Annotated in this window: 11 protein-coding genes and 1 pseudogene; 4 read left to right on the forward strand and 8 right to left on the reverse strand. The window is 71.2% G+C overall.

Annotated elements, in window-relative coordinates; translation table 11 throughout:
• Positions 1 to 91: 91 nt before the first annotated feature.
• Positions 92 to 1,024, reverse strand: coding sequence for an oxygenase MpaB family protein (locus C8250_RS05490; protein ID WP_244808978.1), 933 nt, complete (start codon positions 1,022 to 1,024; stop codon positions 92 to 94).
• 96 nt (positions 1,025 to 1,120) lie between these two features.
• Here C8250_RS05490 and C8250_RS05495 point away from each other — a divergent pair, with 96 nt between their 5' ends.
• Entirely contained in the window at positions 1,121 to 1,759 is a 639-nt protein-coding gene (locus C8250_RS05495; RefSeq protein WP_138353452.1) for a TetR/AcrR family transcriptional regulator, read from the forward strand.
• A gap of 10 nt (positions 1,760 to 1,769) precedes the next feature.
• Here the strand turns inward: C8250_RS05495 and C8250_RS05500 are convergent, their stop codons facing one another.
• The 3 genes from C8250_RS05500 to C8250_RS05510 all read right to left on the reverse strand — a co-directional run bounded on the left by C8250_RS05500 (position 1,770) and on the right by C8250_RS05510 (position 4,164).
• Complete coding sequence (locus C8250_RS05500) at positions 1,770 to 2,171, reverse strand: hypothetical protein (RefSeq protein ID WP_138353451.1); 402 nt, start codon at positions 2,169 to 2,171, stop codon at positions 1,770 to 1,772.
• 143 nt (positions 2,172 to 2,314) lie between these two features.
• A complete protein-coding gene (locus C8250_RS05505) occupies positions 2,315 to 3,145 on the reverse strand; it encodes a siderophore-interacting protein (protein ID WP_138353450.1) in 831 nt (276 codons plus the stop codon).
• Complete coding sequence (locus tag C8250_RS05510; RefSeq protein WP_138353449.1) at positions 3,142 to 4,164, reverse strand: ABC transporter substrate-binding protein; 1,023 nt, start codon at positions 4,162 to 4,164, stop codon at positions 3,142 to 3,144. Before C8250_RS05510 ends, C8250_RS05505 begins: the two co-directional genes overlap by 4 nt.
• Positions 4,165 to 4,217: 53 nt before the next feature.
• Here C8250_RS05510 and C8250_RS05515 point away from each other — a divergent pair, with 53 nt between their 5' ends.
• From C8250_RS05515 to C8250_RS05525, 3 genes are read left to right on the forward strand one after another with little or no spacing between them, the layout of a single operon-like run.
• Positions 4,218 to 5,264: an iron chelate uptake ABC transporter family permease subunit gene (locus tag C8250_RS05515; RefSeq protein ID WP_138353448.1), complete on the forward strand. Its 1,047-nt coding sequence runs from the start codon at positions 4,218 to 4,220 to the stop codon at positions 5,262 to 5,264.
• Positions 5,261 to 6,295: an iron chelate uptake ABC transporter family permease subunit gene (locus C8250_RS05520; protein ID WP_138353447.1), complete on the forward strand. Its 1,035-nt coding sequence runs from the start codon at positions 5,261 to 5,263 to the stop codon at positions 6,293 to 6,295. Before C8250_RS05515 ends, C8250_RS05520 begins: the two co-directional genes overlap by 4 nt.
• A 44-nt stretch (positions 6,296 to 6,339) precedes the next feature.
• Positions 6,340 to 7,179, forward strand: coding sequence for an ABC transporter ATP-binding protein (locus C8250_RS05525; RefSeq protein ID WP_138353492.1), 840 nt, complete (start codon positions 6,340 to 6,342; stop codon positions 7,177 to 7,179).
• A gap of 23 nt (positions 7,180 to 7,202) precedes the next feature.
• On the opposite strand, the gene C8250_RS05530 is transcribed toward C8250_RS05525, so the two are convergent.
• From C8250_RS05530 to C8250_RS05545, 4 genes and pseudogenes are all read right to left on the reverse strand, one after another.
• Positions 7,203 to 8,729, reverse strand: a complete 1,527-nt coding sequence (locus C8250_RS05530) for a carotenoid oxygenase family protein (protein WP_138353446.1) — start codon at positions 8,727 to 8,729, stop codon at positions 7,203 to 7,205.
• Between the two features lie 137 nt (positions 8,730 to 8,866).
• A complete protein-coding gene (locus C8250_RS05535) occupies positions 8,867 to 9,529 on the reverse strand; it encodes a hypothetical protein (protein ID WP_307811575.1) in 663 nt (220 codons plus the stop codon).
• 103 nt (positions 9,530 to 9,632) lie between these two features.
• Positions 9,633 to 10,328, reverse strand: a pseudogene (locus tag C8250_RS05540) (ferritin-like domain-containing protein); the annotation flags it as partial.
• Positions 10,329 to 10,663: 335 nt separating this feature from the next.
• Positions 10,664 to 13,867 carry a GH92 family glycosyl hydrolase gene (locus C8250_RS05545; protein WP_198358978.1) on the reverse strand — a complete coding sequence of 1,068 codons (3,204 nt, stop codon included), beginning with the start codon at positions 13,865 to 13,867 and terminating at the stop codon, positions 10,664 to 10,666.
• Positions 13,868 to 14,070 lie beyond the last annotated feature (203 nt).

A 14,070-nucleotide genomic window follows, 5' to 3' on the forward strand; every position in this document is an offset into this window, starting at 1 on the left:
GACTCCCGCACGGCGACGGGACAACAGAAAACGCCGGGGTTCCCGAACCGGGGGCGCTGCCGCCCCAGTGTGCGGCAGGGAGCACCGGCGGTCACGCCCTGGGTCGGTCGCCCGGCATGTAGTGCTGCGGCAGGTGCCGTTCATCGGCCGGCGGGAGGTTGCGGAGCGGAGTGTGCACGGTGGGTGCGCCCAGCGGCAGCCGGCCGCTCTCCCGCCGCCAGCCGGCCCGCGCCCGGGGGTGGAAGCGGCGCTCGTGCGGCACAAGCCGCATGCCCCGGTTCACGAGATGTCCGAGGGCACGGAGTCTGCGCTCGTCGCGCGGCGTCCAGTCGTAGCCGAGCCGCTCCCGTACGGCCTGCGGATACATGCCGACCGTCATCCAGAGGGTCAGCCGGGCGAGGGGTATCCGGGCCACGTCCCACACCGGAACCGGCAGCAGACGCAGGGCGGGTGGTCTGGTGACCGCGCCCAGGTCGAGGACCTGCCGGGTGGGCTCGTTGTCCTCCAGCACCTCGGCGCACATGTGGCTCCAGTACGCCTGGAAGTCCTCCCAGGTCGCGGGAACGGGCTTCATGCTCACCCCGTACAGCGCGTACCAGCGCACATGTTCGTCGAAGAGCTGCCGTCGCTGCGCCTCGGTGAGCCCGCCGCCGAAGTACTCCGCGACATGCATGGTCAGGACGAAGAACGTCGCGTGCGCCCAGTAGAACGTGCCGGGGTTGAGTGCGTGGTACGGGCGGCCGGAGCGGTCCACGCCCTTGATCGTGTCGTGGTAGCCGCGGACGGTCCGCGCGGTCTCGGCGGCGCGCGGGCCGTCGTAGACGACGCCGCCGATCGGATAGAGCGAGCGGTACAGCCGCTCCCAGCGCTCCTCGAAGAAGCGCGAGTGCTCGGCGACTCCGGCGCCGAGTTCGGGGTGCATGTTCTGCATCGAGCCTGCCCAAGGGGCGAGCAGCAGGGAGCGCCAGTCTCCGAAGTACTTCCAGGTGAGTGATTCCGGTCCGAGCGGTAAGACGTCCGACACGGTGCACCTCCAACTGATGACGGGTGTCATCAGAATAGGATGCCCAGATTAGAATGTGCGGACGGGTGTCGTCAACACAGCTACGAGGAGACCCTGTTGAGCGATCGCACCTGGGGCGGCAGCACGCTGGCCGCCCGCCGTGAGACGCGCCGCGAGACGCTGCTCGCGACCGCCCTGAGCCTCGCCGGCGAGGACGGCAGCGCGGCCGTGACCGTCCGTTCCGTCTGCCGCCGCGCGAAGTTGACCGACCGCTACTTCTACGAGAGCTTCGCCGACCGCGACGCGCTGCTGCTCGCCGCCTTCGAGCGCGTCGCCACCGAGGCCCGCGCCACGCTCGCGGACGCCGTCGCCCGCACCTCGCCGGAACCGGAGGCCCGTGCCCGCGCCGCCGTCGAGGCGTTCGTCGCGCTCGTCCTGGACCACCCGCACAAGGGGCGGCTGCTCCTCCTCGAACCGTTCGCCGATCCCGTCCTGGGCGAGCACAGCCACCGATGGATGCCGTCCTTCACCGACCTCATCGACGGCCAGCTCGCGGACGGCACGGACGACTCCGGCCGCCGGATGACCGCCTACGCCCTGGTCGGCGGCCTGGCCAACCTGTTCGCCGGCCACCTCCGCGGCACTCTGGACGTCTCGCGCGAACGCCTCGTCGACCACAGCGTCCAACTGGTCCTCGCCGCCCACGCGGCGACCACCCGGCCGGACCGCACCGGCGCGCGATCCGCCAAGCTCTGACGGCGGTCCGCTATCCCGTCGTGCAGGCGACGGACAGCCGGCCCGCCGCGTCCGCGAGGGGCTTCACATCCGGGCCCTTACCGTCCTTGGCACGCTCCCTCGCGCTGCCGAGCGCGGCGGACAGATCGTCGAAGGCCTTGCGGACCTCCACATGGACGCTGTTGCCCCCGACCTCCTGGAGGTCCTTCTCCAGCTTGGACAGGGACGCGGAGGTGTCCTGGCGGCGGCTCTGCTCCGACACTTGGCCGATATTGGTGGCCGTCGACTGCAGGTCCTGCACATCCCCGGCGATCCGGGCGGCGATCTTGGCGCAGTCGAGCGCCTTGTCCATGCCGCCGCAGGCTGCCACCACGGGGACGGCCAGGAGCAGGGCGAGTACGGCGGCCCATGGGCGCGTCAACCTCTGGGGCATGTGCGGGACTCCTCACCGAGGGGCACGGCGGACTGCCCCCACCACTCTTGCACCGCTCACCTCGAACGGTACTCAAGTGCGCTGCCCCGACCGGCCGGAACGGGACACCGGACCGGTGCCCCTCCAGCGGCCGGGGCACCGGCTCAGGCAACCACCTCGGCGAGGAGCTCGTCCTCGGAACTGCCGCGCTTCCAGTAGCCGGTGAAGGTGATCGCCCGCCGGTCGAACCCGCGCTCGGAGACGAGATGGCGGCGCAGCGCCTTGACCGTCCCCGACTCCCCCGCGATCCAGGCGTACCGCGTGCTCCCGGGCAGTTCCGCCGCGCGCACCGCCTCCAGGACCGGAGGCGCGGCGTCGCCGATGAGCCAGGTCACCACGGTGTCGGCCCGGCTGGGCAGTTCGCGGCGGTCGTCCGCGTGCGGGATCTCGATCCAGACCTTCGCGGGCAGGTCGGGCGGCAGCCAGGCCAGGATGCCGGCGACGGCCGGCAGGGCGGTGGCGTCGGCCGTGAGCAGGACCGCGTCGGTACCGGGCGGCGGCCGGAAGTCGATGCCCCCGTTGTCCTCCTCGACCGCGCCGAGGATGGTGACCCGGTCGCCGGGGCGGGCGGCCTGCGCCCAGCGGGAGGCAGGACCGATGTCGCCGTGCAGCGCGAAGTCGACGTCCAGTTCGGCGGGCCGGCCGTCCGGCTCCCCCGCGTCGCGCAGTTCGGCGACGGTGTAGGTGCGCATGAGGCCGCGGACCTCGGGGTCGAGGGCACGCCAGGCCGTGAACCAGTCGGGGTCGGACGGGTCGGGCATGACCGGGGCGTCCTGGCCGCGCTGCGGCAGGAACAGCTTGAACCGCTGGTCCCGGCCGCCGGAGGCGAGCAGGGCCAGGTCGGTGCCGCCGAAGGTGACCCGCACGAAGTCGGGTGCGCGCCGGGCCGTCCGCAGGACCCGCAGCGCGAAGAACCGGAAGGGCAGTTCGCTCATGCGACCTTCACCGCCTTCTCGACCGCGGCGGCCAGCCGCTCGATCAGCGGGGCCGCGCCGGCGTAGGAGAAGCGCGGTTCACTGGCCCACGGGGTGATCTGGCCGGCCTTGACGGCGGGGAGCTGGGCCCAGGTGGGCTTCGCGGCGAGGTCCTTGGGCTGGAGCGCGGCCGTGCGGTCGTCGAGCAGGATCAGGTCGGCGGGGTACTTGTCGGCGTTCTCCCAGCTGAGGTTCTCGAAGAAGCCGCCGGTGACCTTGCCGGGCGTGATGATGTCCACGCCGAGGGAGCGGAAGTAGCTCAGGTCCGCGTAGACGCCGGGCGTGGAGACGTACAGCAGGTCGGCGCTGCCGGAGGCGGCGAGGACCTTGAGGCCGCCCTTGGCCTTGGCCGCGCGGCGCAGGGTCTCGGCGGCCTTCTCGAAACGGGCCTTGGCGTCGGTGACCTTCGCGGCCTTCAGGTCGGCGCCGAGGGACGCGGCGAGTTCGGCGTAGCGCCGGATCGGCTCGGTGAGGCTGACACCGGCGACGGTGAAGGCGACGCTCGGCGCCAGCGAGAGGATCTTCTTCTTGCTGTCGTCCGGCACGTACCACAGGGCGTCGGGCTGGTACATGTTGGTGACCAGCAGGTCGGGAGCAAGAGCCGCGTACTTCTCGACGTTGAACTCGCCCCAGGCGTTGCCCAGGACGGTCACCTTGGCGACATCGAGGTCGCCGGCCTGGGGATCGGCCTTGCCGTCCTTGAGCTTGGTGGGGCCGAAGACCCCGACGCACTCGACACCGAAGTCGTGCAGGGCGGCCGCGGCCGCGGTGAAGGCCACCACGCGCGCGGGGGTGCCGGCCGACTTGGCCGTCGCACCGCGGTCGTCCCGGAAGCTCCACGGTCCCTTGGCCCGGTCCGGCTCCGAGGTCGTTCTCCCGCCGCCGCCCCCGCAGGCGGCGACGAGCGCGCCCAGGCCGAGGGCGCCGCCCGCGGTGAGCAGGGCGCGGCGGGAGGGGGACGCGGAGCGGGGGGTGTGCATGGCGAGCGCTTCTCTCTCGGGGAGGTGATGTGAGGGTAGGCTAACCTAACTGCATGTTGGCAGACAGTCCCGCCCACGCACCGGCGGCCGAGAGAGCCGCCCCCCGGCGGCATGACGCGACCCGCGCCGCGGGGCTGCTCGCAGCGACCGGCGTCCTGGTGCTGATCGCGGTCGCGAGCGTCGCGACCGGCGCCAAACCGATCCCGCTCGACCAGGTCTGGCACGGGCTGTTCCACAGCACCGGCACGAGCACCGATGTCGTCGTCCGCGAACTGCGGGTGCCGCGCACCCTGCTCGGGCTGCTGGTCGGCGCCGGGCTCGGACTGGCGGGCGCCATCATGCAGGCGCTGACCCGCAACCCGCTGGCCGACCCCGGGCTGCTCGGCGTCAACGCCGGGGCCTCGGCCGCCGTCGTCTCGGCCATCAGCTTCCTGGGCGTCACCTCGCTGACGGGGTACGTCTGGTTCGCCTTCCTCGGCGCCGCTGCCGTATCGGTCCTGGTGTACGCGCTCGGCGGCAGCCGGGGAGCGACCCCGGTGCGGCTGGCACTGGCCGGCACCGCCCTCACCGCCGCGCTCTACGGCTACGTCAACGCCGTCGAACTGCTGGACACCGCGGCCCTGGACACCATGCGCTTCTGGACGGTCGGTTCGCTCGCGTCCGCGACCATGACCGTCGTCGCCCAGGTCGCGCCGTTCATCGGCGCCGGAGTGCTGCTCGCCCTCGCCCTGGCCCGCCCGCTCAACGCGATCGCACTCGGCGACGACACCGCACGGGCCCTGGGCACCTCGCTGACCCGGACCCGTGTGCTGGCGATGGCCGCCATCACCCTGCTGTGCGGGGCCGCGACCGCCGCCTGCGGGCCGATCGTCTTCATCGGTCTGATGGTGCCGCACATCGTCCGCTCGATCACCGGCCCCGACCTGCGCTGGACGCTTCCGTACGCCGCGATCCTGTCGCCCGTCCTGCTGCTCGGCGCGGACATCGCCGGCCGGCTGGTCGCACGCCCCGGCGAGCTGCAGGCCGGCATCATCACCGCCCTGATCGGCGGGCCCGTCTTCATCCACCTTGTACGCCGCCGAAGGATGGCCCAGCTGTGAGAGGTTCCGTACTGCGCTCCCGGGGCGGGCTGTCGGTCCGCCTCGACACCCGGGCCGCCGGTGTCGTCCTGCTGCTCGCCGTCCTGGCGGCGGCACTCGCGGTGGCGCTCATCGGCACCGGGGACTACCCGATGTCACCCGGTGAGGTGCTCAGCACCCTGACCGGGGGCGGCACCGCCGCCCAGGAGTTCATCGTCAACGATGTACGGCTGCCGCGCGTCCTGGTCGGGCTGCTCGTCGGCGCGGCCCTGGGCATCGCCGGTGCGGTGTTCCAGAGCGTCTCCCGCAATCCGCTCGGCAGTCCCGACGTGATCGGTCTCGGCCAGGGCGCCGCGGCCGGCGCGCTCACCGTCATCGTGCTCTTCCACGGCGGAACGTACTCCGTCACGGGCGGGGCCTTCGCCGGGGCGCTGGTCACCGGGACCGCCGTCTATCTGCTGGCGTGGAAACGCGGCATCCACGGGTACCGCCTCGTCCTCGTCGGAATCGGCGCGGCGGCCGTGCTCGGCGCGGTCAACGGCTATCTGCTCACCCGGGCCGACTACGTCGACGCCGCCCGCGCCGTCGTCTGGCTGACCGGGTCGCTCGACGGCCGGGACTGGACGCAGGTCTGGCCGCTGCTCATCACCTGCGCGGTCCTCGTCCCGCTGGTGCTCGGCCGCGGCCGGGCGCTGCGCATGATCGAGCTGGGCGACGACGCCGCGTACGCGCTGGGGGTCCGGGTGGAACGCACCCGGCTGGTGCTGATGTCCGCCGCCGTCCTGCTCACCGCGGCCGCCACCGCCGCCGCGGGTCCGGTCGCCTTCGTCGCCCTCACCTCGCCGCAGCTCGCCCGCCGGCTCACCCGCTCCGCCGGCCCCAACCTCCTGGCTGCCGCCTGCATGGGCGCCGCGCTGCTGGTCGGCGCCGACTGGGCGGCCCAGCGGCTGTTCGGCGACCGCCTGCTGCCGGCCGGCGTGGTCACCGGGATGCTCGGCGGCGGCTATCTGCTGTGGCTGCTGGTCACCGAACGCAAGGCGGGCCGGATATGACACCCGCGAAGAACACCGACAACCGTCCCGCCGGGAAGGACCCCATGCAGCACCGTGCCGGAGCCCCGCGGCTCACCGCCGAGGGCCTCACCCTCGCCTACGACGAGCGCGTCATCGCCGAGGACCTCTCGGTCGCGATCCCCGACGGCTCCTTCACCGTCATCGTCGGCCCGAACGCCTGCGGCAAGTCGACCCTGTTGCGCGCCCTGTCGCGGATGCTCAGGCCCACGGCGGGTTCCGTGCTGCTCGACGGGCAGGCGATCGGATCGCTCCCCGCGAAGAAGGCCGCACGGATCCTCGGGCTGCTCCCCCAGACCTCGGTCGCGCCCGACGGCATCACCGTCGCCGACCTCGTCGCGCGCGGCCGCTATCCACACCAGGGGCTGTTGCGCCAGTGGTCGCGGGACGACGAACGGATCGTCGACGAGTCGATGGCCGCCACCGCCGTCGGCGACCTCGCCGACCGCTATGTCGACGAGCTCTCCGGCGGGCAGCGCCAGCGCGTCTGGATCGCCATGGCGCTCGCCCAGCAGACCCCGCTGCTGCTGCTCGACGAGCCGACGACGTACCTCGACATCCAGCACCAGATCGAGATCCTCGACCTCTGCGCCGATCTGCACGAGCAGCAGGGCCGCACCCTCGTCGCCGTCCTCCACGACCTCAACCACGCCGCCCGGTACGCCACGCACCTCATCGCGCTGCGGGACGGAAAGGTCGTGGCCGAGGGCGCACCGCGGGACATCGTGACCGCGGACCTGGTGGAACGGGTCTTCGGGCTGCGCTGCCAGGTCATCGGCGACCCCGAGACCGGCACCCCGCTCGTCGTCCCCACCGCGCGCCGCACCCGTACGGCGGGTGCGGCGCCCGTGGCGGTGAGCGGCTGAGGCGGGGCCCGGTCAGGGTGAGGTCACTCGTCCGCGACCCAGCTGCCGTGGAAGCCGAGCGGCACCCGTGCCGGCAGATGGATGCGGGCGAGCGGCTTCCCGGTGAAGTCCTGCGCGGACAGGATCACCAGGTCGGACGCTCCGCGGTCCGGGTTGTGCACATACGCCAGCGTGTAGCCGTCGTCCTCGGCCGCCGTCGGGTGCGGATCGCAGCCGTGCCGGGAGACGAAGACCGCCTCACCGGCCGCGGCGTCCTTCGGCAGCCGGTGCACCTGTGAGGTGCCGCGGACCAGGTCCTGCTTGATCAGCGCGTTGCTGAACGACTCGTCGGGCGGGACGCCGTCGACCGTCTCGTAGGCCGTGAACATCGCGGCGGCCGCCGCCGAGTAGCCGTACCGGTGCCGCCGGGAGACCATCGTCTCGTTGACCCGGGGGAACTCCTGCGGGCGGTCGTCGAGTCGGGCGAACCGCACCTGGCCGTGCGCCAGGTCGATGGTCCACCGGTTCAGTGACGGGGTGGTGAACGACGAGGGACCGTCGGAGCCCCGCCCGTCGACGTAGAAGGGGGCCGGGTAGGTGGTGATGTCCACGACCACCGAGTCGCCCTCGTCGTAGGCGTTGAGGGTGTGCGAGTGGAAGTAGGGCGGCACCTCGAACCAGCGGATCCGCCCGCCGTCGCGCGGCAGCACCCCGACCCGTGACGGATGGTTGTCGTTCCAGATGTACGGCACCAGCTTGCCCGCCTCCGCGGCCACCGGGTCGAACGTGACGGGGATGTCGAAGATGATCACGTACTTCCTGGTGAGCGCGAAGTCGTGCATCATCGGGCTGTCCGCCACCGGGATCCGGGTGGTCCTGACCACCCGTCCCGCATGGTCGACCACGAGGTGCCGGATGTGGTCCCACGTCGGGTAGTAGGTGACGGCGTGCAGCTCACCGGCGTGGGCGTCGTACTTGGTGTGCGCGGTGTACGGGCCGTTCAACGTCCCGCCGAAGTCGTACGTGCCGACGGTGTTGAGTTCCTCGTCGAGCTCGTAGGGCAGCGGCCCGCTCTCCTGCAGCGCCAGCACGCGGCCCTTGTGCGCGATGACATGGGTGTTGTTCGCGAAGTCGTTCTCCGGAACCGGACCGTGGTACGGCTCGCCCAGCTTCTTGGCCACACCGGACGAACGGATCCAGCGGTTGCGGTACCACTCGGCTCGGCCGTCGCGCAGCCGGACGCCGTGCACCATGCCCTCGCCGAGCATGAAGTGATGCGCCCGGGGGTCCTCGAGACCGAGTACGTTCGGGCCGTTCCGCAGATAGCGGCCGTTCAGTTCACGGGGGACGCGGCCGGTGACCGGCAGGTCGAACGCCGTCACCTCCTTCGTCACCGGTGCGAAGGCCCCCTGGAGGAACGGGAAGCTGCTGCCGCCACCCGCCCCTGCCCTCGTCGCCGCGCCGGCCGACGTCAGCCCGGCGGACCCGCCGCCGACCAGCTGTGCCGCGAAACCCCCCGCCGCCACGATCGCCGCGCTGCGTACTACGTCCCGTCGAGTGTGACCCTTCATCGCTGGACTCCCCGTGCTCGCTCGTACTTGCTGACATGCACGAGTCTGCGACAGGAAGACGGCCAGGTCAGTGGGGTTGGGCACCCGGCGATGGTGGTGCCGGACCCCCTATCGGCGCGTGGGGTCCGAGCCCCGCGTCAGGCGGCGGGCAGGCGCCGGCCCGGACGGCGGAAGTGCTCGTACGGCGGGTGCGCCTTGAAGCAGATGTCGAACTGCATGCGGTGGACCGACGGGTCCGGCCGCAACTCCCAACTGAGCATGGAGACCAGGACCGAGTGGCCTTTGGGAACGTTCTCCTCCCGCAGCCCCCGTCCCGCCGCGAACTCGAACTGGGTGGAGGCCGAGGCGAGGACGTCCCGGCTGCCGGTCAGGAAGAGGGTGCTCGCGTGCACGGCGGGACGCAGCCAGTCCCGGTTCTCGTCGTCGTTCCTCCGCTCCAGCCAGGTGGCGTGGTCGCGGTTGGTCCGGGCCTCGTCGGTGCGCACGGTGACCGGTCTGCCGTTGACCAGCCTGCGCCGCAGCTCGGGCCACTTCGTGACGCGCAGTCCCAGCGAGTGATGGACCAGGACCAGGTCGACCCGGCCGCCGCAGCTCTCGATGAGGTTCTCGTACTCCCCCAGGGGCGTGCCTTTGCGCAGCGGCACATGCACGATCGTGCGGGGCGAGTACGCCGCGAACGAGAACAGCGCCGCGAGCCGCGCCAGCCCCTCATGGTCACCGATCAGACAGCCGTACCCGTCCGGATTGCCGAGCGCCGTGTGCCGCAGCGGTTCCCACGGCTGGACGACGCGGTACTCCACCGGCCCGATCCGGGGCCGGAACTCCCGCACCTTCAGCTGCATCCGTGGTCTCCCATGAGCCCAGACCGGCGCCCGGCGGCAATTCTCCGCAAGGCGATTTCGGCAGGATGTCGGCGACGACGTCCGAGGACGACCGCATGACATCGGCGATGAACCGGCGCCGCGGCAGCCCGAGATCGCGCAGCGCCGACCCGTGGTCCCAGGCGACGACGACGGTGGCACCGAGCAGCAGCAGCCGCCAGCCGGTCATCACGAGGACGCGCAGCGCCCCGGGCAGTACGCCGAGCGCCTCCCGCAGCCGCAGACAGTGGAACGGGACGTGCCGCCGCTCGTCCGCCAGGATCCGCGCCGCGACCTCGCCGACCAGCGGGTCCCCGGCGCCTTCGCTGACGGCCCGGTAGTACCGCAGGGCCACGACCTCGGCGATCATCAGGACCAGCAACTCAAGTCTCAGGCCGAGCAGTCTGCGCAGCCGGACGAAGACCGAGTCGCTCCAGTGGGCCGCGATGGTCGGCATCCCGCCCGCGCCGAGCAGCAGCGCCAGCAGTCGCGCGTGGTTCTGCTCCTCCGCCACGAACAGCCGGACCGCAGCGGCGTAGTCGCGGTCCCCGGCCTCGTCGGCCTTGCGGATCAGATTCGCTCCGTCGCCGTCCTCGCCGACCTGGAAGCGCTGCAGGCTGCGCGCGAGCGGCCCCGGCAGGCTCGCGCCGGCCGCCCAGTCCGGTTCGCCCTGTGCGCGCCGGCGCTCGATTTCGGCCTCGAATCCCCGTGTCCAGCCGGCGAATGTGGTCACGCTCATGCTGCCCCCGCTCATGCGTCATCTCCGGTGCGATGACGAGGAACATAACATTGAACGTGTTCAAATCCTATGGCGGACCGAACCCGGCACGCAGGAGGCATGACGCGGAGGCGGGCGTCGGCCGCAAAGGCGCGGGCGGGTGGACCACACCCCCGTGTTGGTCCCCCCGCCGGCCTGCCGACCCTTCCCCCGCTGTCCTGAAACGGTTGCTCGGTCGGCGGTGCCCAGCCTCATGGAGGGGGGTGGAGGCCGCAACTCCTTCCATCACGTTCGAAGTGAGGGCGCGGCGGAGCCCCGGTCGTCGGTCGACGACCGGGGCTCGGAAGGACGGTTGATCAGGTGCCGTAGACCTCGAATTCGTAGATCCGGGCCGCGGTGTCGGTGTTCTGGGTGGGCGTGATGACGGCGAGACGGGCGTAGCGGGCGGTGGCGGTGAAGGGGTTGCTGGTGACGTCGGAGGTGTTGCCGCGCACCTGGGCCACCGGGGTCCAGGTGGTGCCGTCCGTGGAGACCTGCAGATCGAAGTCCTTGGTGTCCCAGCCCGCCGACTCCCCGCCGGCGCCGGCGTGCCGCACGGTGATCGAGCTCAGCGCGTGCGATCCGCCGAGGTCGACCTGGAGGGTCTTGGTTCCGGCGGCGCCCGAGCACCACTTGTCGGTGTTGCCTCCGGAGACGCTGCCGTTGACCGCCTTGTCAGGTGTCTCGGTGGTGTTGCAGGAGGCGGACCCGGTGGCGGGCCGGTTCAGCGCCAGGTTGGCCGGGCCGCTGCTGCCGCCCCCGTAGACCTCGAGTTCGTAGATCCGCACGGCGGTGGCTCCGCTGTTGCCGGGTGTGGTGACGGCGAGTTTGACGTAGCGGGCCTGCCGGGCGGCGATGGTGTTGTACGTCCTGCTGGACCGGGAACCGGTGACGGTCGTCGCGGTGGACCACGTCGTGCCGTCGGTGCTGGTCTGGATCTGGTAGGCACCGGTGTTCCAGGCGGTGTTCTCGCCGCCCAGTCCGGCGTGCTTGAGGACGAACGAGGAGACCGTCTGCACGGAACCGAGGTCGACCTGCATCGCCGGGCTCGTCGAGTTCGTGCACCACTTGCTGTTGTTCTTCAGCGTGCCGTCGACGGCCTTGTCCGCCGACTCCGCCGCCGCGCAGGGGGTCGAGGCGGTGGTCACCGGCTTGCCCTGGGCGAGATTCGCACCCAGTTCGGGAGCGGCCGGGACCGAGGTCCCGCCGTCCTGGAAGGACGGCGGCGCGTCGTTGGCGCCGGTGCCCCAGGTGGCGCTCGGCGTTCCGCCCATCGTGTAGTTCAGCGTCCCGCCGCCCGCCACGTCCGGGTAGCGCAGGTAATTGTGGCTGGTGGACGTGCCGTTGACGCTCAGGCCCTGGACGTAGTTCCCGGAGCCCGAGGAGTTGATGGTGATGTCCCCGGCGGCCCGCTGGATCGTGATGGAGGGGAACGTCGGGCCGTGCACGGCGAGCGTGTCGGCGCCGGGGGTGGCCGGGTACATGCCGAGCGCCGCCCAGACGTACCAGGCGGAGGTCGCACCCAGGTCGTCGTTGCCGGGCAGTCCGCCCGGTCCGGTGGTGAACGACTCGGTCATCACCTTGCGCACCGCGTCCGAGGCGCCGGACGGGTGCCGGGCGTAGTCGTACGCCCACGGCACACCGTGTTCCGGCTCGTTGCCGATGTAGTAGTACGGCCGGCTCTGCCCGGCGTTGACCTCGGTGAAGTGGTGGTCCAGTCGCTGCACGGCGGTCTGCCGGCCACCCATCGAGTTGATGAGGTCGGCGAAGTCGTAGGTGACCATCCAGGTGTACTGGGCCGCGTTGCCCTCGGTGAAGGTGGACTGGCTGGCCGGGTCGAGGGGCCAGGGCCAGCTGCCGTCACTGTTGCGCGGGTGCACGAAACCCGACTCGGTGTTGAACGTGTTGCGCCACCACTGGGCGCGCGTCATGTGTGTGTTGTAGCTCGTCGTGTTGCCCAGCGACTTGGCGAACTGCGCCGTCGCGAAGTCGGAGGCCGAGTACTCCAGCGAGTCCGACGGGTCACCGTTGATGTAGTGCAGGCTGGTGAACGTGGACTGCCGGCCGCGGATCGCGGTGCCCTGGGTGGTACCGCCGTTGGAGGACTTCTCCATCAGTGTCAGCGCGGCGGCGGTGTCGAAGTCACGGGCGCCGAAGGCGTACATGCTGCTCACGATGATGGGTCCTGGATCGCCCGTCATCACGAAGTCCTCGTTCGTCTGCTGCGACCATTTGGGCAGCAGGCCGCCCTGCTGGCCGTCGAGGACCATGGACTTGGCGATGTCACTCGCCTCGGTCGGCGCGATCAGCGCGATGAGGGCCGCCCAGGAGCGGTAGATGTCCCAGCCGGAGTAGTTCTGGTAGACCGGGTGGGCGGAGTTGTGCACCGCCCCGTCGAAGCCGCGGTAGTCACCGTTGACGTCACTGGAGATGTTCGGGCTCTGGAAGACGTGGTAGAGCGAGGTGTAGAACTTCTGCAGCTCGGTGGCGCCGCCGCTGGAGACCTGGACCCGGTTGAGGATCTGGTTCCAGGAGGTGTCCGCCGCGGTGCGTACGGCGTTGAAGTCCCAGCCGTTGTTCTCCGTGGTGAGGTTGGTCTTCGCGTTCGCGACGCTGACGTAGGACAGGGCGACCTTGAACTGGACGTTCTGACTGGCCGTGGTGTCGAAGGTGACATAGGCGCCGGTGTTGGTGCCGTTGGCGCTCGCCGAGCCCGCGGTGACCGTGCCGCCGCTCCAGGTGCCGAAGCCGGTGGGGGCCTTGTCGAAGCGGATGTCGAAGAAGATCTGGTACGTCTTCGACGAGCCGCAGAAGCCGCCCGCGGTGACGCTGCCGCTGACCTCCGAGCCGCTGATCTGGACCGAGCCGCTGCGGTTGCCGGTGGCGCTGCGGCTGGTGTTGATCAACAGCCGGGAGGTGGTGCCGGCCGGGTAGACGAGCTTGCCCATGCCGGTGCGCGTGGTCGCGGTCAGCTCGACGTTGGTGGCGTACTTGTCCAGCCGGTTCTTGTAGTAGCCGGGCGCGGCGGCCTCGTTCGCCTTCGTGTAGCCGGACGCGTAGCTGGTCCAGCTGGTGCCGGGTGAGGCGCCGAGCGCTCCGGTGACCGGGAGCATCGGGAGGTCCTCGTTGTTCGAGCAGCCCGCACCGTCGAAGTGGGTGGCGCTGAAGTCCTCGATGGTGGTGTCCGAGGCGCGGTAGCCGGACGGTGAGGCGGTCGGGGTGTCCGGGCTCAGCTGGACGCCGCCGAACGGGACCACGGCGCCCGGATAGGTGCTTCCGCCGGCGCCGCCCGGCACCGGGTTGGGCGCGGTGCTGTCGTCGGTGCCGATGAACGGGTCGACGTACTGGGTCGGGTTGGACACGGCGGCGTGCGCCGGGGGCGAGGCGAACGCGACCGCGCCGACCGCGGTCAGCAGCAGGCAGGAGAAGGCCACACCGAGTCTCAGCAGCGGGGTCGCCCGTTCGGGTGGTGGATTGACGCCCGGGGCAGCACAGTGCCGGACGGAATGCGATCGGAGCACGGAGAACCACCTTGTCGTGGGGGAGGCCGCTCGCCGCGGGGCCAGCGTCCTGAAGGCACGGAGGATGCTCGAAGTGCATGTGAACGTTATCAATCGAAACAGGATTCTTGACGTGTCCCTGATTCCCTGTCAAGAGTGCTCACTGCGCCGCGAATCGCGAGATTGTCCGGACCTGGGCGGCTAAATCGCACCTGTGCGCAGAG

The organism is Streptomyces sp. So13.3 (genome assembly GCF_005860785.2).
Lineage (GTDB): Bacteria > Actinomycetota > Actinomycetes > Streptomycetales > Streptomycetaceae > Actinacidiphila > Actinacidiphila fildesensis.

Coding starts and splice junctions, on each gene's coding strand:
- C8250_RS05530 (WP_138353446.1), bottom strand. CDS start 8,729: ATGAAGGGTCACACTCGACGGGACGTAGTACGCAGCGCGGCGATCGTG.
- C8250_RS05505 (WP_138353450.1), bottom strand. CDS start 3,145: ATGAGCGAACTGCCCTTCCGGTTCTTCGCGCTGCGGGTCCTGCGGACG.
- C8250_RS05525 (WP_138353492.1), top strand. CDS start 6,340: ATGCAGCACCGTGCCGGAGCCCCGCGGCTCACCGCCGAGGGCCTCACC.
- C8250_RS05510 (WP_138353449.1), bottom strand. CDS start 4,164: ATGCACACCCCCCGCTCCGCGTCCCCCTCCCGCCGCGCCCTGCTCACC.
- C8250_RS05500 (WP_138353451.1), bottom strand. CDS start 2,171: ATGCCCCAGAGGTTGACGCGCCCATGGGCCGCCGTACTCGCCCTGCTC.
- C8250_RS05515 (WP_138353448.1), top strand. CDS start 4,218: ATGTTGGCAGACAGTCCCGCCCACGCACCGGCGGCCGAGAGAGCCGCC.